The organism is Micromonospora sp. DT46 (assembly GCF_049841735.1).
GTDB classification, from domain to species: Bacteria; Actinomycetota; Actinomycetes; order Mycobacteriales; family Micromonosporaceae; genus Micromonospora; species Micromonospora reichwaldensis.
The window spans coordinates 299,072-319,022 of sequence record NZ_JBNCKW010000009.1 but is presented as its reverse complement, the minus strand read 5'-3'; the positions used below and the strand labels follow the sequence as shown (position 1 = coordinate 319,022).

3 protein-coding genes are annotated in these 19,951 nt (G+C 75.2%); 1 reads left to right on the top strand and 2 read right to left on the bottom strand.

Going from position 1 to position 19,951, the window contains the following annotated elements:
- Both ACLQ20_RS25615 and ACLQ20_RS25610 read right to left on the bottom strand, forming a co-directional pair.
- On the bottom strand, positions 1 to 13,294 hold a 13,294-nt coding region (locus ACLQ20_RS25615; protein WP_425857904.1), incomplete at its 3' end, for a type I polyketide synthase.
- A 44-nt stretch (positions 13,295 to 13,338) separates the two neighbouring features.
- A complete protein-coding gene (locus ACLQ20_RS25610; protein ID WP_425857903.1) occupies positions 13,339 to 18,891 on the bottom strand; it encodes a type I polyketide synthase in 5,553 nt (1,850 codons plus the stop codon).
- Between the two features lie 284 nt (positions 18,892 to 19,175).
- On the opposite strand from ACLQ20_RS25610, the gene ACLQ20_RS25605 reads away from it, so the two are divergent.
- Entirely contained in the window at positions 19,176 to 19,937 is a 762-nt protein-coding gene (locus tag ACLQ20_RS25605; protein ID WP_425857902.1) for a thioesterase II family protein, read from the top strand.
- The last annotated feature ends 14 nt before the right edge of the window (positions 19,938 to 19,951 follow it).

The following is a 19,951-nucleotide window of genomic DNA, read 5'->3' as shown; positions in this document are numbered from 1 at the left end:
GCAAATCCACCAAACCACCCCACCGCAACGGCACCTCCAAACCCACCACCCGACCCAAACCCCACACCGCAGCACCCAACACGTCGGTCAGGGGCTCCGCGTCGTCCAAGGAGACCGCCCCACGGGTGAGCCACCAGAGCCGCCCCTGGACCTCCGTCGTGGCCAGCGCCTGCGCCACCGCCAGCGCCTCGACCACGCCCGCTCCGGCCAGCGACAGCAGCGAGACAAGCCCGGCGACCGGCTTCCCGGCCTCCACCGCTCCGGCCAGTCGGCGCGCGATCTCGTCCCGGTCCAGCGCGTCCAGCACCACCGGCACCACCTCGGCGCCCCGCTCCGCCAGCCCGGCCAGCAGCGGGTGGTCCTCCTGGCCGGGAACCATCAGCACCAGCCAGGAGCCGGTCAGGTCCTCGTTCCCGGTCACGTCCTGGCGTCGCCACACCACGCGGTAGCGCCAGGAATCCACAGTCGACTGCTGCTGTGCGGCCCGCCGCCACTGCGCGAGCTTCGGCAGGACCGCGCTGAACGGTTCGTCCGCGCCGACGCCCAGCTCGCCGCCGACCAGGTCGGGGTCGCCGGACTCGACGGCCGCCCAGAACCGCCCGTCGAGAGCCTCGCCGTGCGCGTCCCGGCGGGCCACGGGCGCCGCCTCGGGCCAGTACCAGGTGTGGTCGAAGGCGTATGTGGGCAGGTCGACCACGCCCGGCCGGGCGCCGACCTGACCGTGGTAGGCAGCCCAGTCGACCGGCACACCCGCCACCCACAACTGCCCCAACGCCGCCGTCACCGCGGCGACCTCCGACTGGTCCCGCCGCGACGCCGGAACCCGCCGCACCCCCGCATCCGCGACGATCTCCGCCACCATCGCCGTCAACGTCGCATCCGGACCCACCTCCAGGAAGGTGTCCACCCCCAGCGCCCGCAACGCCACCACACCATCGGCGAACCGCACCGGCTGCCGCACGTGCCGCACCCAGTACTCCGGATCCACCAGCTCCAACGGGTCCGCCACGGCACCCGTCACGTTCGACACCACCGCGACGCGCGGCACCCGCCAGTCGAGCCCCGCCACCACCGACCGGAACTCGTCCAGCATCGGCTCCATCAACCGCGAGTGGAACGCGTGACTGACCGCCAGGTCCTTCGTCCGCCAACCCCGCTCACGACAGGCCACCACCACCGACGCCACCTCGCCGGCAGCACCCGACACCACCACCGACGTGGGACCGTTGACCGCCGCCACGTCGACCGCCGCGCCCGACGCGCCGATCAGCTCGGCGACAGCCTCCTCCGACGCGCCGACCGCCGCCATCACGCCGCCGGCCGGCAGCGCCTGCATCAACCTGCCCCGTGCCGCCACCAGCGTGCACGCATCCGCCAGGGACAACATCCCCGACACGTACGCGGCAGTCACCTCACCGATCGAGTGACCCGCCAGGTAGTCCGCCCGCACACCCCACGACGAGAACAGCTCCCACAAGGCCACCTCGACCGCGAACAACCCCGCCTGCGCAAAGACGGTCTGATCCAACAGAGCCCCATCGGCGGTACCCGGCTCGGCGAACACCACCTCGCGCAACCCACGCGGCAACAAGCCGTCGAAACGCGCGCACACCTCGTCGAACGACGCCGCAAAGACCGGGAACGCGTCATACAGCTCCCGGCCCATCCCGACGCGCTGCGAACCCTGCCCCGTGAACAACACCGCCCGGCGACCCGCCGACACCACACCCGACGACCGGCCCTCGGCCACCGCCGACAGACCGGCAACCAGGTCGTCCACCGACGAGCCCCACACCACCGCCCGGTGCTCCAACGCCGCCCGGGTCGTCGCCAACGACCACGACACGTCCACCGGCGACAGGCCACGATCGCGCACGAACGACGCCAACCGCCCCGCCTGACCCGCCAGACCCCGCTCGGAGCGCCCCGACACCACCCACGGCACCGGCAGACCCACGGACGCGCGCTCGGCGGACGCGGTAACCGGCAGCCCGTCCGCCGATCCGCCCCGGTCGGTCTCGCCGCGCTGCTCCGCACCCGAGGGGTGGACGGACTCCGCCGCCGCCACCGGCTCCGCAGCCGACGCGGAAGCAGACCCCAGCACCGGCTGCGGCGCGGGCTCCGCCGCCAACTCCGGCTGCTCGATGATCACGTGCGCGTTCGTGCCGGAGATACCGAACGACGACACACCCGCCCGCCGAGGACGCCCCGCCCCCGGCCAGACCCGCGACGCCGTCACCAACTCCACCGCACCCGACGACCAGTCCACATGCGACGACGGCGCATCCACGTGCAAGGTCGCCGGCACCATCCCATGCCGCATCGCCAAGATCACCTTGATGATCCCGGCCACCCCCGCAGCCGCCTGCGTGTGACCGATGTTCGACTTCACCGACCCCAACAACAACGGCACATCCCGACCCTGCCCATACGTCGCCAACAACGCCTGAGCCTCAATCGGATCACCCAACGACGTACCCGTACCGTGCGCCTCCACCACATCCACATCAACCGCCGACAAACCCGCACTCGCAAGAGCCTGACGAATCACCCGCTGCTGCGACGGACCGTTCGGCGCCGTCAACCCGTTCGACGCACCATCCTGATTCACCGCCGAACCGCGTACCACCGCCAGGACCCGGCGGCCGTCGCGCCGCGCGTCCGACAGGCGCTGCACCACGAGCACGCCGACGCCCTCGCCCCACGCGGTGCCGTCCGCCGACTCGGCGAAGGCCTTGCAGCGGCCGTCCGCCGACAGCCCGCCCTGGCGGGAGAACTCGATGAAGGCACCCGGGGTGGCCATCACGGTGACGCCGCCGGCCAGGGCCAGGTCGCACTCGCCCGACCGCAGCGCCTGCACAGCCAGGTGCAACGCCACCAGCGACGACGAACACGCCGTGTCCACCGTCACCGCCGGCCCCTCGAAACCGAACGAGTACGCCACCCGACCCGACAACACGCTCGCGGAGGCGCCGGTCGCGCCGAATCCGGCGAGCGCCTCCCCGGCCTGGCGTACGACGGTCTCGTAGTCCTGCCCGTTCGTGCCGGCGAACACCCCGACCCGGTCGCCGCGCAGCGCGAGGGGCTCGATCCGGGCGTCCTCGAACGCCTCCCAGGCGACCTCCAGCAGCAGCCGCTGCTGCGGGTCCATGGCCAGCGCCTCGCGCGGCGAGATGCCGAAGAACTCCGCGTCGAAGCCACCCGCGTCGGCCAGGAAGGCCCCGCGCGAGACGTAGGAGTCGGTGCCGGCCAGGGACTCCAGGTCCCAGTGCCGGTTGGTCGGGAAGTCCGACATCGCGTCGGCGCCGGCCGTCAGCAGGTCCCAGAGCCCCTCCGGGGACTCGGCTCCGGCCGGGAAACGGCAGCCCATGCCGACGATGACGATCGGGTCGTCGCCCACGACGGGGCCGGTGGTGGCGAGGACGGGCAGCGCCTGCCCGCCGAGCAGTTCGGCGTGGATGTGGCCGGCCAGGGCCGCCGAGTTCGGGTAGTCGAAGGCGAGCGTGGTCGGCAGCGCGAGGCCGGTCGCGGCGTCGAGCCGGTTGCGCAGCTCGACCGCCGCCAGCGACGTGAAGCCGAGGTCCTGGAAGGCCCGGTCCGGTGCCACCCGCTCGGCGGACTCGTGGCCCAGGACGGCCGCGACCTCGGCACGCACGAGTTCGCCGAGGGCGCGCAGCTGCTCCGCACCGGACATTCCCGCCAGGCGGAGGCGCAGGTCGGCCGCCGGCACGGGGGCGTCGGCCGCCGCGCCGGCCTCGGCCAGCAGGTCGCGGACCAGCGGGTGCGGGCGCCGACCGCCGGCGGCGGCCACCCGGGCCCAGTCGATGTCGGCCACCACGAGGTACGTCTCGTCGCGGTCCAGCGCCCGGGTGAGGGCGCGTACGGCCGTCTCCGGTGCCATGGCGCCGAAGCCGGTGCGGCTCAGCCGCTGCTCGAACTCACCGGCGCTCACCCCGCCGTCGGCCCAGAGGCCCCAGGCGAGCGAGGTCGCCGGCAGCCCCTCCGCGCGACGCCGCTGCGCCAGGGCGTCGAGGAAGGCGTTGCCCGGCGCGTAGGTGGTCTGCCCGGCGGCGCCCATGAGGCCGGCGAGGGAGGAGAAGAGGACGAAGGCGGAGAGGTCGGTGCCCCGGGTCAGCTCGTCCAGGTTGCGCGCGGCGTCGACCTTCGCCCGCAGGGCGGTGGCCAGCTGGTCGACGCTGACGGCGTCGACGACGTTGTCGTCGAGGGCGGCGGCGGTGTGCACGACCGCGCTCAGCGGAAGCTCGGCGGGGATCGAGTCGAGCAGCGCCGCGAGCGCGGCCCGGTCGGCCACGTCGCAGGACGCGAGGGTGACCCGGGTGCCGAGCCCGGCGAGTTCCTCGGCGAGGGCGGTCGCGCCGGGCGCCTCGCCACCCCGCCGGCTGACCAGCAGAAGGTGTTCGGCTCCTTCGGCGGCCAGCGTGCGGGCGACGTGTCCCCCGAGCGCCCCGGTGCCGCCGGTGATCAGCACCGTGCCGCGCGGCGTCCAGGAACGGCGCGCACCGGTGTCGCCGTACGTCGCACGAACGAGCCGGCGGGCGTGGCCGCCGGTGCCGCGCAGGGCGACCTCGTCCTCCCGACCGGTGCCGGCGATCAGCGTCCGGAGCATGCGCACGACGCCGTGGTCGGGCTGCTCGGGGACGTCGACGAGCCCGCCCCACCGGTGCGGGTGCTCGGCGCGCAGCACGCTGCCGAAGCCCCACGCCATGGCCTGTACGGGGTCGACGTGCCGGTCCCGGGACCCGACGGAGACCGCGCCGCGGGTGACGATCCAGAGCCGGGCGGTGATCCCGGCGTCCCCGAGGGCCTGCGCGAGCGCGACCGTGCCGGCGAGGCCCGTCGGCACGGAGGCGGCCCCGGCGTACGGCCGGGTGTCGAGGGCCAGCAGGGAGAGTACGGGCAGCACGTCCCCGTCGCGGCCGGCCGACGCCTCGGCGAGGTCGTGGGCGAGCCGCTTGCGGTCGCACGCGGCGTCGACCTCGACGATCCGCCCGCCGGCGGCGCCGAGGGCGGCGGCCCAGTCCGTCACGGCCGCGTCGGCGTCGGCCGGTACGACGAGCAGGAAGTCGGTCGCCTCGGCGCGGGCGGCGTCGTCCGCGAGCGGCTGCCAGGCCACCCGGTAGCGCCAGGAGTCGAGGGCCGCTTCGGCGTCCCGGCGGCGTCGCCAGGTGGACAGCGCCGGCAGCACGTCCGCGAGCGGGGCGTCGGCGTCGACGGCCAGGCTCTCGGCGAGGGTCGTCAGGTCCTCCGCCTCGATCGCCCGCCAGAAGTCCTCGTCGGCGGCGGTACGCCGGGCGGCGGGGGGACGGTAGGACCGCGTCGCGGCATTGATCCAGTAACGTCGATGGTCAAAGGTGTAGGTGGGCAGGTCGACCGCGTGCGGCCGGGCGCCGGTCTGACCGTGGTAGGCAGCCCAGTCGACCGGCACGCCCGCCACCCACAGCTGCCCCAACGCCGCCGTCACCGCGGCGACCTCCGGCTGGTCCCGCCGCGACGCCGGAACCCGCCGCACCGCCGCATCCGCGACGATCTCCGCCACCATCGCCGTCAACGTCGCGTCCGGGCCGATCTCCAGGAAGGTGTCCACCCCGTGCGCCCGCAGCGCCGCCACACCGTCGGCGAACCGCACCGGCTGCCGTACGTGCCGCACCCAGTAGCCGGGCTCGGTGATCTCTGCGGCGTCCGCCACCGCGCCCGTCACGTTCGACACGATCGGCACCCGCGGCGACCGCCAGTCCAGCCCCGCCACCACCGACCGGAACTCGTCCAGCATCGGCTCCATCAACCGCGAGTGGAACGCGTGACTGACCGCCAGGTCCTTCGTCCGCCAACCCCGCTCACGACAGGCCGCCACCACCGACGCCACCTCGCCGGCGGCACCCGAGACGACCACCGACGCGGGACCGTTGACCGCCGCGACGTCGACCGCCGCACCCGCAGCGTCGATGATCTCCCGCACCACGGTCTCGGGCGCGCCGACCGCCGCCATCACACCGCCGGCGGGCAGCGCCTGCATCAACCGGCCCCGCGCCGCCACCAGGACACACGCGTCCGCCAGGGACAACATCCCCGACACGTACGCCGCCGTCACCTCACCGATCGAGTGACCCGCCAGGTAGTCCGCCCGCACACCCCACGACGAGAACAGCTCCCACAACGCCACCTCGACCGCGAACAACCCCGCCTGCGCAAAGACGGTCTGATCCAACAGAGCAGCAGCTTCCGAACCCGGCTCCGCGAACACCACCTCGCCCAGCGAACGCGGCAACAAGCCGTCGAAACGCGCGCACACCTCGTCGAACGACGCCGCAAAGACCGGGAACGCGTCATACAGCTCCCGGCCCATCCCGACGCGCTGCGAACCCTGACCCGTGAACAACACCGCCCGGCGACCCGCCGACACCACACCCGACGACCGGCCCTCGGCCACCGCCGACAGACCGGCAACCAGCTCGTCCGCGTCCGAGCCCCACACCACCGCGCGATGCTCCAACGCCGCCCGGGTCGTCGCCAACGACCACGACACGTCCACCGGCGACAGGCCACGATCGCGCACGAACGACGCCAACCGCGCCGCCTGACCCGCCAGGCCCCGCTCGGAGCGCCCCGACAGCATCCACGGCACCGGCAACCCGACGGCTGCGGCAGACGCCGCGGCGGGCTCCGGCTCCGCCTGTTCGATGATCACGTGGGCGTTCGTGCCGGAGATGCCGAACGACGACACGGCCGCCCTGCGCGCACGGCCCACACCCGGCCACTCACGCGCCTGCGTCACCAGCTCCACAGCGCCCGACGACCAGTCCACGTGCGACGAGGGCTCGTCCACGTGCAGCGTCGCCGGCACGGTCCCGTACCGCATGGCCATGATCATCTTGATGACGCCCGCCACCCCGGCGGCGGCCTGCGTGTGGCCGATGTTCGACTTCACCGACCCCAGCAGCAGCGCGTCCCGGTCGTCGCGGTCCTGCCCGTACGTGGCGAGCAGCGCCTGGGCCTCGATGGGGTCGCCCAGCGTCGTGCCCGTGCCGTGCGCCTCCACGACGTCGACGTCGGCGACGCCCAGCCGGGCGTTCGCGAGGGCCTGGCGGATCACCCGCTGCTGCGAGGGGCCGTTCGGCGCCGTCAACCCGTTCGACGCGCCGTCCTGGTTGACGGCCGTGCCCCGCACGACCGCGAGGACCCGGCGCCCGTCGCGCCGCGCGTCCGACAGCCGCTGCACCAGCAGCACGCCGACGCCCTCGGACCAGCCCGTGCCGTCCGCCGCGTCCGAGAACGACTTGCACCGGCCGTCGGGGGCCATGCCCCGCTGCCGGGAGAAGTCGATGAACGTCTCCGGGGTCGCCATCACGGTGACGCCGCCGGCCAGCGCCAGGTCGCACTCGCCCGACCGCAGCGCCTGCACCGCCAGGTGCAACGCCACCAGCGACGACGAACACGCCGTGTCCACCGTCACCGCCGGCCCCTCGAAGCCGAACGAGTACGCCACCCGGCCCGACAACACGCTGCTGGCGGTGCCGACGCCGAGGTAGCCGTCGAGGGCCTCCGGAACGTCGGCCAGCCCGGCGGCGTGGTTGTGGTACATCATGCCGGCGAACACGCCGACGGGGCGGCCCCGCAGCGCGAGCGGGTCGATCCGGGCGTCCTCGATGGCCTCCCACGAGGTCTCCAGCAGCAGCCGCTGCTGCGGATCCATGGCGAGCGCCTCGTGCGGCGAGATCTTGAACAGGTCGGCGTCGAAGTCGCCGGCGTCGGCCAGGAAGCCGCCCTCGCGGGCGTAGCTGCTGCCCCGGCGCGCGCCGGACGGGTCGTACAGGTCGTCGACGTCCCAGCCCCGGTCGGCGGGGAAGCCGGTGATGCCGTCCCCACCGGCCACGAGGAGGTCCCACAACTGCTCGGGGCTGCGTACGCCGCCCGGGTAGCGGCAGCTCATGCCGACGATCGCGATCGGCTCGTCGAGCGCCGCGACGGCGGCGACCGGGGCCGGCGGCGCACCGGCGGCGGTCCCGGTCTCGGCGTCCAGGTGCTCGGCCAGGGCGAGCGGGGTCGGGTGGTCGAAGACCAGGGTCGCCGGCAGGCGCAGGCCGGTCACCGCGCCCAGCCGGTTGCGCAGCTCGACGGCGGTCAGCGAGTCGAAGCCCAGCTCGGTGAACGGGCGTCCGGCCTCGACGGCGGCGGCGTCGGCGTACCCCAGCACCGCCGCGACCTGGTCGAGGACGAGCCGCAGCAGGGCCGCGGCGCGCTCCTCGCGGTCGAGCCCGGCCAGCCGTTCGGTCAGGGCGGCGGTCTCCGCCGGGCCCGACCGGGCGGCGCGACGCCGGGGCGCGCGGACCAGGCCGCGCAGGACCGACGGCAGGGTGCCCGCCTCGGCCTGGGCGCGCAGCGCCGGGCCGTCCAGCGCCATCGGCACCGTCGTGGGCAGGCCGGTCAGCAGAGCGGCGTCGAAGAGCGCGAGGCCGTCCGCCTCGGGAAGCGGCCGTACGCCCGCGCGGGCCAGCCGGTCGGTGTCGGCCCGGTCGAGGCCGGCGGTCATGCCGCCGCCCGACTCGACCCACGGCCCCCAGGCCAGGGAGTGTGCGGGGAGGCCCGCAGCCCGCCGCCGGTGGGCGAGCGCGTCCAGGAAGGCGTTGGCCGCCGCGTAGTTGGCCTGGCCGGGGCTGCCGGTCACGCCGGCCGCCGACGAGTAGGTGACGAAGAGCGCGAGGCCGTGGGCGGCGGTCAGCTCGTGCAGGTGCGCGGCGGCGTCCACCTTCGGCCGGAGCACCTCGTCGAGGGACTCGGCGGTGAGCGAGGTCAGGGTGCGGTCGGCCAGCACGCCGGCGGTGTGCACCACGCCGGTCAGCGGGTGCGCCGGGTCGATCCGGTCGAGCAGCGCGGCGAGGGCGTCGGGGTCGGCGGCGTCGCACGCCTCGACCGTCGCGGTGGCCCCCAGGTCGGCGAGGTCGGCGAGCAGGTCGGCGGCGCCGGCCGCGGCGGGCCCGCGCCGGTTGGTCAGCACCAGGTGGCGGACCCCGTGCCGGGTGACCAGGTGGCGGGCGACGAGCGCGCCCAGGGCACCGGTGCCGCCGGTGACCAGCACCGTGCCGTCCGGGTCCAGCGCCGGCGCCGGCGCGTCGGGTTCCGGGGCGGCGACGAGCCGGGGCACCCGGACCACGCCGTCGCGCACCGCCGCCTGCGGCTCGTCGGCCGACAGCAGGCCGGCGAGGGCGGACGCGGAGCTCTCCTCCTCGTCGAGGTCGACGACGAGGAACCGGCCGGGGTGTTCGGCCTGGGCGGACCGGAGCAGGCCCCACACGGCGGCGCCGGCCAGGTCGGCGACGTCGGCGTCGTCGTCCACGGCGACGGCGCCGCTGGTGAGGACGACCAGCCGGGACCCGCCGGTGTGGCGCTCGGCGGCGAGCCAGCCCTGGAGCACGGCGAGGACCTCGGCGAGCAGGTCGTGGACCGGGCCGGGGCCGGTCGCGGCGGCGCCGGCCACCGGGTACAGCACGACGTCGGGTACCCCCGCGTCGCAGAGCGCGTCGAGGTCGGCGTGCCGGGCGGCGGTCACGCCGGACGGCAGCGGCGCGGGGCGGTCGCCGAGCACCGCCCAGGTCGTGCCGTCGGGCGCGCCCACGCCGCCGGCGTGCCGGGGCCAGTCGAGGCGGAACAGCGAGCGACGCCACGGGGACCCGCCGGAGGTGAGTTCCCCGGCCGGCAGGGGCCGCAGCACCAGGGAGCCGACCCGGGCGACGGGTTCGCCGGCGGCGTCCGCGACCAGCATGGCCACCGTGTCCGCGCCGGTGGGGGTCAGCCGTACCCGCAGCGTGTCCGCGCCGTGGGCGGACAGCGTCACGTCCGACCAGGCGAACGGCAGCCGGGCCTCGCCGGGGTCGACGATGCCGAGCCCGACCGCCTGCACGGCGGCGTCGAGCAGCGCCGGGTGCAGCCCGTACGCGCCGGCCTCGTCGGCCGCCGGCTCGGGCAGCGCCACCTCGGCGTACACGTCGGTGCCGACCCGCCAGGCGGCGCGCAGCCCCTGGAAGGCGGGGCCGTACGCGAACCCGGCCCGCGCCGCCCGCCCGGTCAGCTCCGACACGTCCAGGGCGGTGGCACCGGTCGGCGGCCAGTCCGCCAGCGTGGCGCCGCCGTCCTCGTGCGCCGGGGCGAGCAGGCCGGTGGCGTGCCGGACCCACAGGTCGTCGGTGCCGGAGCGGCGGGCGTGGACCGTCAACTGCCACGCCTCGCCGCCGGCACGCTCGGCGGCGACCTGCACGTCGACGCCGCCGGTCTCCGGCAGCACCAGCGGCGCCTGGAGGGTCAGCTCGGCGAGCCGGTCGGCGCCGACCTCCGCGCCGGCGCGCAGCGCCAGCTCCACGAAGCCGGTTCCGGGGAAGAGCACCACGTCGCGTACGGCATGCTCGGCCAGCCAGGGCTGGCTCTCCACCGACAGCCGGCCGGTGAGCGTCACCTCGTCGCCGTCGGCCGAGCGGAACACCGCGCCGAGCAGCGGGTGGCCGGTCGGGGTCAGTCCGGCGGCGGTCACGTCGGCGGCCTGCGGCAGGGGCAGCAGCCAGTAGCGCTCGCGCTGGAACGCGTACGTGGGCAGGTCGACCGACACGGGCGGGCCGTCGAACAGGGCCGCCCAGTCCACCGGCACGCCCCGGGCCCACACGGTGGCGGCGGCGGCCAGCGCGGTCGCCGCCTCGTCGTGGTCGGCGCGCAGCATCGGGGCGCACACCGCCTGGTCCGCGCCGACGATCTCCTGGGTCAGCGCGGAGAGCACCCCGCCCGGCCCCACCTCGACGTACGCGCCCACCCCGAGTTCACGCAGGGTGGCCACGGCCGCCTCGAAGCGGACCGTGTCGCGGACGTTGCGCAGCCAGTACGCCGGGGAGCGCACCTCGTCGGGGTCGAGCACCGCGCCCGTCACGGTGGAGACCACGGGGATCCGGGGCGCGGCGAAGGTCAGCTGCCCGAGCACGTCGCCGAACGCGTCGAGCATCGGGTCCATCCGGGCGGAGTGGAAGGCGTGGCTGACCCGCAGCCGCTTCGTGCTGCGGCCGAGGGCCGCGAAGTGTGCGGCGACCGCCAGCACGGCGTCCTCGTCGCCGGAGACGACGACGGACTCCGGGCCGTTGACGGCGGCCAGGCCGGCGCCGGCCGCCTCGCCGGCGGTGTCCAGGTGCGCGCGCACCTCCGCCTCGGTGGCGCGGATCGACACCATCGCCCCGCCGGTGGGCAGGGCCTGCATCAGGGTGCCCCGGGCGGCGACCAGGCGCGCGGCGTCGGGCAGCGACAGCACGCCGGCGACGTGCGCGGCGGCCACCTCGCCGACCGAGTGGCCGGCCACGAAGTCCGGCACGACGCCCCAGGACTCGACGAGCCGGTAGGCCGCCACCTCGACGGCGAACAGCGCCGCCTGGGCGTAGCCGGTGCGGTCGAGCACCTCGGCGGGACCGTCGAGCACGGCGCGTACGGGGCGGTCGAGGTGCTTGTCCAGTTCGGCGCAGGCGGCGTCGAAGGCCGCGGCGAAGACCGGGAACGCCGCGTACAACTGTCGGCCCATGCCGACGCGCTGGGCGCCCTGCCCGGTGCAGAGCACGGCGACGCGGGTGGGGCTGGCGACCCCGCGCCGCACGGACGCCGCCGGGACGCCGTCGGCGAGCGCGCCGAGCCCGGCGACCAACTCGTCCCGGTCGGCCCCGAGCAGCACCGCCCGGTGTTCGAGGACGGACCGGCCGGTGGCCAGGGCCCGGCCCACGGCGGCCGGCGCGGCGTCGGGGTGCTCGGCGAGCCAGGAGCGCAGCCGGTCGGCCTGGGCGCCGAGCGCGGCGGCGCTGCGCGCGGAGACGACCCACGGCAGCGGGTCGGGCCCGGCGACGGCGTCGGTGCCGGCGGCCGGCTGCGGGGCGGGCGGGGCGGCCTCGACGATGACGTGGGCGTTGGTGCCGCTGACGCCGAAGGAGGAGACGCCGGCCCGCAGGGGCCGGGTGCCGCGCGGCCACGGGCGCGGCTCCCGGAGCAGGCTCACCGCCCCGGCCGACCAGTCGACGTGCGGGGACGGCTCGTCGACGTGCAGGGTCCGCGGCAGGACGCCGTGGCGCATCGCCATGACCATCTTGATCACGCCGGCGACGCCGGCCGCGGCCTGGGTGTGCCCGAGGTTGGACTTGATCGAGCCGAGCCAGAGGGGCTGGTCCTCGGCCCGGTCCCGGCCGTACGTGGCGAGCAGCGCCTGCGCCTCGATGGGGTCGCCGAGGCGGGTGCCGGTGCCGTGGGCCTCCACCGCGTCCACGTCGGCCGGGGAGAGCCGGGCGTTCGCGAGGGCCTGGCGGATCACCCGCTGCTGGGACGGGCCGTGCGGCGCGGTGAGGCCGTTGGAGGCGCCGTCCTGGTTGACGGCCGTGCCACGGACGACGGCGAGCACCGGGTGGCCGTTGCGCTGGGCGTCGGAGAGCCGTTCCAGCAGCAGCAGGCCGGCGCCCTCGCTCCAGCCGGTGCCGTCGGCGGCGGCGGCGAAGGACTTGCAGCGCCCGTCCGGGGACAGGCCGCGCTGGCGGCTGAAGCCGACGAACGTGTCGGGGCTGGACATGACGGTGACACCGCCGGCCAGCGCGAGCGTGCACTCGCCGGAGCGCAGGGCCTGCACGGCGAGGTGCATCGCCACCAGCGAGGACGAGCAGGCGGTGTCGACGGTCACCGCCGGGCCCTCGAACCCGAAGGTGTACGCGATGCGGCCGGAGACGACGCTGCCGTGGTTGCCGGTGCCGACGAACGCCTCGACCTCCTCCGGCACGCCGTTCAGCCGGGAGACGTAGTCGTGGTACATGACGCCGGTGAAGACGCCGGTGCGGCTGCCCTTGAGCGAGTCGGCGGCGATGCCGGCCCGCTCGACCGCCTCCCAGGCGACCTCGAGCAGCAGCCGCTGCTGCGGGTCCATCGCCAGCGCCTCGCGCGGCGAGATGCCGAAGAACCCGCCGTCGAACTCGCCGGCGTCGTGCAGGAAGCCACCCTCGCGGGTGTACGACTTGCCGTGCGCGTCCGGGTCCGGGTCGTAGAGGTTCTCCACGTCCCAGCCCCGGTCCGCGGGGAACGGCGTGACGGCGTCGACGCCGGACTCGACCAGCCGCCACAGGGCCTCGGGGGTCCGCACCCCGCCCGGGTAGCGGCAGGCCATCCCCACGATCGCGATCGGCTCGTGGTTCTGCTCGTCGACGGCCCTCAGGCGTTCGCTGGTCTCGTGCAGGTCAGCGGTGACGCGCTTGAGGTACTCGCGGAGCTTGGCTTCGTTCGCCATCGGGTTGATCACCTGTCGCTAAGGGGCAAGCGGCGGACTCGTGGTCAGGATCGGCCGAACTTCTGGTCGATGAAGTCGAACAGCTCGTCGTCCGAGGCCTCGTCGAGGGCCTGGCTGACGTCGGCCAACCGATCGGTGGCGTCGCTCCACCTGGTGACCAGCGCCCGGAGGCGGACCGCCACGGCGGTCCGCGTCTCGTCGTCGCCGGCCAGTCGTTCCAGCTCCTCCGGCCCGGTCGCGGCGAACGCGGCCTCCAGCCGGTCCAGCTCGGCCAGCAGGCCCGCCTCGGGCGCCGGCGGGGCGGCGTCGACAAGCAGGAAGTCGGCGAGGGCGGCGGGCGTGGGGCAGTCGAAGATCAGGCTCGCCGGCAGCCGGATCCCGGTGAGGGCGGTCAGCCGGTTACGCAGCTCCACCGCCGTCAGCGAGTCGAAGCCGAGGCCGGTGAACGTCTGCCCGGAGGGCACGACGGTGGCCGGCGGGTAGCCGAGCACCTCGATGACCTGCGCCTTGACCAGGTCCTCCACCAGCCGGCCGCGCTCTGCCTCGGGCGTGCCGGCCAGGCGCTGCGCGAAGGACGGTCCGCCGCCGTCGCCGCCGGCGACGACGCGCCGCCGGGCCCGGACCAGGCCGCGCAGCGGCGCCGGGAGCTGGCCGGCGTCGGCCTGGCGGCGCAGCGCGGCGGGGTCGAGCAGCGCCGGCACCAGGTGGGGGCGGCCGCCGCGCAGGCTGGCGTCGAAGAGGCGCAGCGCCTGGTCGGTGTCGAGCGGGTGGAGGCCGTTGCGGCTCATCCGCTGCCGCTGGGCGGCGTCGAGGGCGCCGGTCATTCCGCTGTCGGCGGCCCAGAGCCCCCAGGCCAGGGAGGTGGCGGCGAGGCCCGCGGCGCGCCGGTGCTGGGCGAGGCCGTCCAGGAAGGCGTTCGCGGCGGCGTAGTTGCCCTGCCCGGGGCCGCCGAGAACGCCGGCGACCGACGAGAAGAGGACGAACATCGCCAGGTTCCGCCCCCGGGTCAGCTCGTGCAGGTGCCAGGCGGCGTCGGCCTTGGCGGAGAGCACGGCGGACATCCGCCCGGGGGTCAGCGCCGAGATCACCGCGTCGTCGAGGACGCCGGCGGCGTGGACCACGCCGGTGAGCGGGTGCTCGGCGGGGACGCCGGCCAGCAGTGCGGCGAGGGAGTCCCGGTCCGCCACGTCGCCGGCCGCCAACCGGACCTGCGCGCCCAGCGCGGTCAGCTCGGTCAGCAGCTCCGCCGCGCCGGGGGCGTCCGATCCGCGCCGGCTGACGAGCAGCAGCCGGCGCACCTTGTGCGTGCCGACCAGGTGCCGGGCCAGCAGGCCGCCGAGGGCGCCGGTGGCCCCGGTGACCAGGACCGTCCCGTCGGGGTCGAGGTCGGCGCCCAGCGCCGGGTCGAGAACGGCGGGCGTGAGCCGGGGTGCCAGCACCCGCTCGTCCCTGACCGCCAGCTGGGGTTCGCCGGTGGCGACCGCGCGGGCCACCAGGTCCACTGTGCCGGGCTCCGGTCGCCGCGCCTCGTCGAGGTCCACCAGCACGAAGCGGCCGGGGTGTTCCGCCTGGGCCGAGCGCAGCAGGCCCCAGACCGCCGCGCCGGGGAGGTCGGTCGTGCGGCCGGTGTCGCCGGCGGGGACGGCCCCCCGGGTCAGCACGACCAGTTGCCGCTCCGCCAGCCGGTCGTCGGCGAGCCAGCCCTGCACGACGGTCAGCACGGCGGCGAGCCGGGTCCGGGTGGCGGTGGGGACCGGGGCGCGCTCGTCGTCGGCGTACGCGGCGAGCAGCACCAGCTCCGTGTCGAGCAGGCCGACGTCGACCGCGTCGGCCAGCTCGGCGAGCCCGTACCGGGCGAGTGCCGCCAGGTCGGACGGGGCGTCGCCGAGGAGCACCGCGCCAGCGGTCGCCGGGGCGCCCGCCGGGACGCTCTGCCAGGCGACGTCGTACAGGGAGTCGACGCCCGCGTCGGCGCCGCGTACCTGCTCGGCGGTCACGGGGCGGGAGACCAGGGAGCCGATCCGGGCGACGGGGGCGCCGGCCGGGTCGGCCAGGGTCAGGGTGACCCCGCCGCCGCTGCGCCGGGCGCGTACCCGCAGCGTGGTCGCGCCGACCGCCGAGAGGGTGACGCCGGTCCAGGCGAAGGGCAGGCGTACGCCGGACGCCTCCTGGTCGGCGTCGAGCAGGCCGACGACGTGCAGGGCCGCGTCCAGCAGGGCGGGGTGGATGCCGAAGCCGGCGACCTCGGTGCCGTCGGGCACCGCCACCTCGGCGCACACCTCGTCCTCGGTACGCCAGACGGCGCGCAGGCCACGGAAGAGCGGGCCGTACTCGACGCCCAGGCGGGACAGCTCGGTGTAGACCTCGTCGACCGCGACGGCGGTGCCGGACGTGGGCGGCCAGGGCCCCGGCTCGGCCCCGTCGGGCTGCGGTGCGGCGGGTGCGAGGACGCCTGCCGCGTGGCGGTCCCACTCCCCGTCCGGGTCGGCGGCGGCCCGCGAGTGGATGGTGACCGGCCGGCGTCCCTCCTCGTCCGCCGTGCCCAGCTTCACCTGCACCGACCGGGCGTCCTGCCCGGTGAGCGCCAGCGGCGCCTCCAGGGTCAGCTCGTCGAGGGCGTCGCAGCCGACCTGCGCGCCCGCGTGCAGGACCATCTCGACCAGGGCGGCGCCGGGCACCACGACCGAGTCCCAGACGACGTGCTCGGCGAGCCACGGGTGGGTACGCGCGGAGAGTTCGGTGCCGAAGAGCCGTACGTCGTCGTCGGCCACGCGTACGGCGGCGCCGAGCAGCGCGTGGTCGACGGGGCGGACGCCGAGCCCGGGCGCGCCCGCGCCGCCGTCGGTGGTGTTGAGCCAGTAGCGCTGGTGGTCGAAGGCGTACGTGGGCAGGGCGACCGTGCGGGGGCGTGCCCCGGCAGCGGTGAGGTATCCGGTCCAGTCGACGTGGCCGCCGGTGACGTACCGCTCGGCGAGGGCGGTGCGCAGCGTGTCGGGCTCGGGGTGGTTGGCTCGCAGCGTGGCGGTGAACTGGACGTCGCCGGTCGCCTCGACGCAGTCCTGGGCCATCGCGGTGAGCACGGCGTCGGGGCCGACCTCCAGGAAGTGCGTCACGTCCTGCTCGTGCAGGGTCCGTACGGCGTCGGCGAACCGCACGGACTGCCGCACGTGCCGCACCCAGTAGCTGGGATCGGTGATCTCTGCGGCGTCCGCCACCGCGCCCGTCACGTTCGACACGATCGGGATCCTCGGCGGCTGCCAGTCCAGCCCCGCCACCACCGACCGGAATTCGTCGAGCATCGGCTCCATCAGGCGGGAGTGGAACGCGTGACTGACCGACAGCTCCTTGACCCGCCAACCCCGCTCACGGGCGGTCGCCACCACCGGGGCCACCTCGCCGGCGGCACCCGAGACCACCACCGACGCGGGACCGTTGACCGCCGCGACGTCCACCGCCGCACCCGACGCCCCGATCAGCTCGGCGACAGCCTCCTCCGACGCGCCGACGGCCGCCATCACGCCGCCGGCCGGCAACGCCTGCATCAACCGGCCCCGCGCCGCCACCAGCGTGCACGCGTCCGGCAGGGACAGCATTCCCGACACGTACGCCGCCGTCACCTCACCGATCGAGTGACCCGCCAGGTAGTCGGCCCGCACGCCCCACGACGCGAGCAGCTCCCACAACGCCACCTCGACCGCGAACAGGCCCGCCTGCGCGAAGACGGTCTGATCCAGCAGGCCGGCGTCAGCCGAACCCGCCTCCGCGAACACCACCTCGCGCAACCCGCGCGGCAGACGCGGATCGATCTCCGCGCACACCGCGTCGAAGGACGCCGCGAAGACGGGGAACGCGTCGTACAGCTCCCGGCCCATGCCGGCGCGCTGCGAGCCCTGACCCGTGAACAACACCGCCCGGCGGCCCGCCGACACCACACCCGACACCGCCGGCCCGCCCTCGGCGACAGCCGACAGACCGGCGACCAGGTCGTCGACGTCCGAGCCCCACACCACCGCGCGGTGCTCCAGCGCCGCCCGGGTCGTCGCCAACGACCACGACACGTCCGCCACCGCAAGATCAGCGCGGTCCCGCACGAACGACGCCAACCGCGCCGCCTGACCCGCCAGAGCACGCTCCGAGCGACCCGACACCACCCACGGCACCGGCAACCCCAGGGGGCCCGCCGCCGGTTCCGCCTCGATCTCGGGATCGGTCTCGGGTTCCGGCTGTTCCAGAATCACGTGGGCGTTCGTGCCGGAGATGCCGAACGACGACACACCCGCCCGACGGGGACGCTCCACCGCCGGCCACTCACGCGTCCGCGTCACCAGCTCCACGGCACCGGACGCCCAGTCCACGTGCGACGACGGCGCGTCCACGTGCAGAGTCGCCGGCACCACACCCGTCCGCATCGCCGAGATCATCTTGATGATCCCGGCCACCCCGGCAGCCGCCTGCGTGTGACCGATGTTCGACTTCACCGACCCCAGCAACAACGGCGCATCCCGGCCCTGCCCGTACGTCGCCAGCAGAGCCTGCGCCTCGATGGGGTCGCCCAGCGTCGTGCCGGTGCCGTGCGCCTCCACCACGTCCACGTCGGCCGTGGACAGACCCGCACTCGCGAGGGCCTGCCGGATCACCCGCTGCTGGGAGGGGCCGTTCGGCGCCGTCAACCCGTTCGACGCGCCGTCCTGGTTCACGGCCGTGCCGCGTACCACCGCCAGGATCTGGCGGCCGTCGCGTTGCGCGTCCGCCAGGCGCTGCACCAGCAGCATTCCGACGCCCTCGGCGAGCGCCGTGCCGTCCGCCGCGTCGGCGAACGCCCGGCACCGGGCCACCGGGGAGAGGTTGCCCTGCCGGGTGAAGTCGACGAACACCGCCGGGGTGGGCATCACCGTCACGCCGCCGGCCAGGGCGAGGTCGCACTCGCCCGACCGCAGCGCCTGCACCGCCAGGTGCAACGCCACCAGCGACGACGAACACGCCGTGTCCACCGTCACCGCCGGCCCCTCGAAACCGAACGAGTACGCCACCCGACCCGAGGCGATGCTGCCCGCGTTGCCGAGACCCAGGTAGTCCTCGACGCCCGCCGGCGGGGTCTCCGGCGGGTGGGCGTACCCGCTGTGGGTCATGCCGGCGAACACCCCGACGCGGGCGCCCCTCAGGCTGGTGGGGTCGATGCCCGCCGACTCGACGGCCTCCCACGAGGTCTCCAGCAGCAGCCGCTGCTGCGGGTCCATGGCGAGGGCCTCGCGCGGCGAGACGCCGAACAGCCGGGGGTCGAACTCGGCGGCGTCGGGCACGAAGCCGCCCTCGCGTACCGAGGAGGTGCCCGGCCGGGAGCGCTCGGGGTCGTAGAGCGCGTCCAGGTCCCAGCCACGGTCGGTGGGGAAGGAGGCGATGGCGTCGCCGCCGGCCGCGACGAGGTCCCACAGCTCCTCGGCCGTGCGTACGCCGCCCGGGAACCGGCAGCCGGTGCCGACGATCGCGATGGGCTGCTGCGCATCGGCCTCGACGTCACGGAGCCGTTGCCGGGTCCGCCGCAGGTCGGCGGTGACTCTCTTCAGGTACTCCCGGAGCTTGTCTTCGGTGTCCATCAACCCAGCCCATCGCGATTCACGGCGGAGACTCGACGTAAGCGACGGTACGAATGCGCAGAAGTCTCAGGCGACACCTGTATCTGTCGTTCGGCTCGCTCGGCCGAGAGCCACGCAGATCCCCATCTGCGGGGAGAAGTTATTGGGTGTGCGCGAGCGCGGACAACCCCTAACCAGGCAACGGGCCAGCTAGGGGTGTCCGGTCCCCACCCGTCGCACTAGCGTCGCCTCGACCGGGTCCGTGCAGATCCGGTCGGGAAACGCAGCCGCTGGAAGGACCGCCAAGGATGACCACGCCAAATACCGACAACGGCTTGTGGGTGCGACGCTTCCACCCGGCTCCGGGTGGCGCCAGGCGGTTGGTGTGCCTGCCCCACGCCGGCGGGTCGGCCAGTTTCTACTTCCCCGTCTCCCGCAGCCTCTCCCCCGCCGTCGAGGTGCTGTCGATCCAGTACCCGGGCCGGCAGGACCGCCGCCACGAGAAGTGCATCGGTGACATCCACCAGCTCGCGCGGGAGGTCTTCACCGTGCTGCGGCCGTGGCTGGACGAGCCGTTGGCCATCTTCGGGCACAGCATGGGGGCCAGCGTCGGCTTCGAACTCGCCCGGCTGATCGAGCAGGACGGCGGTACGGCGGCGCACCTGTTCGCGTCCGGACGCCGTGCGCCGTCGCAGGCGCGGCACGAGACGGTGCACCTGCTCGACGACGAGGGCCTGCTGGCCGACGTCCGGAAGCTCAGCGGCACCAACTCCGCCGTCCTCGGGGACCCGGAGATGCTGCGGGCCGCGCTGCCGGCGATCCGCAGCGACTACCGGGCGGCGGAGACCTACACCTACCGGCCGGGTCCGCCGCTGAGCTGCCCGATCACCGTCTTCACCGGCGACGACGACCCGAAGACGACGGTCGAGGAGGCCCGGGCCTGGTCGACCCACACCACCGGGCCGTTCGACCTGAAGGTCTACCCGGGCGGGCACTTCTTCCTGGCCGAGCACCAGCCGGCGGTCCTGCGGGCCATCTCGACGGCCCTGACCGCGGCGCCCGCCGTCTGATCCCACGGACGAGG

Bases quoted from the DNA above. Each gene is read 5' to 3' on its own strand.
- ACLQ20_RS25605 (WP_425857902.1), top strand. From the start codon at position 19,176: ATGACCACGCCAAATACCGACAACGGCTTGTGGGTGCGACGCTTCCAC.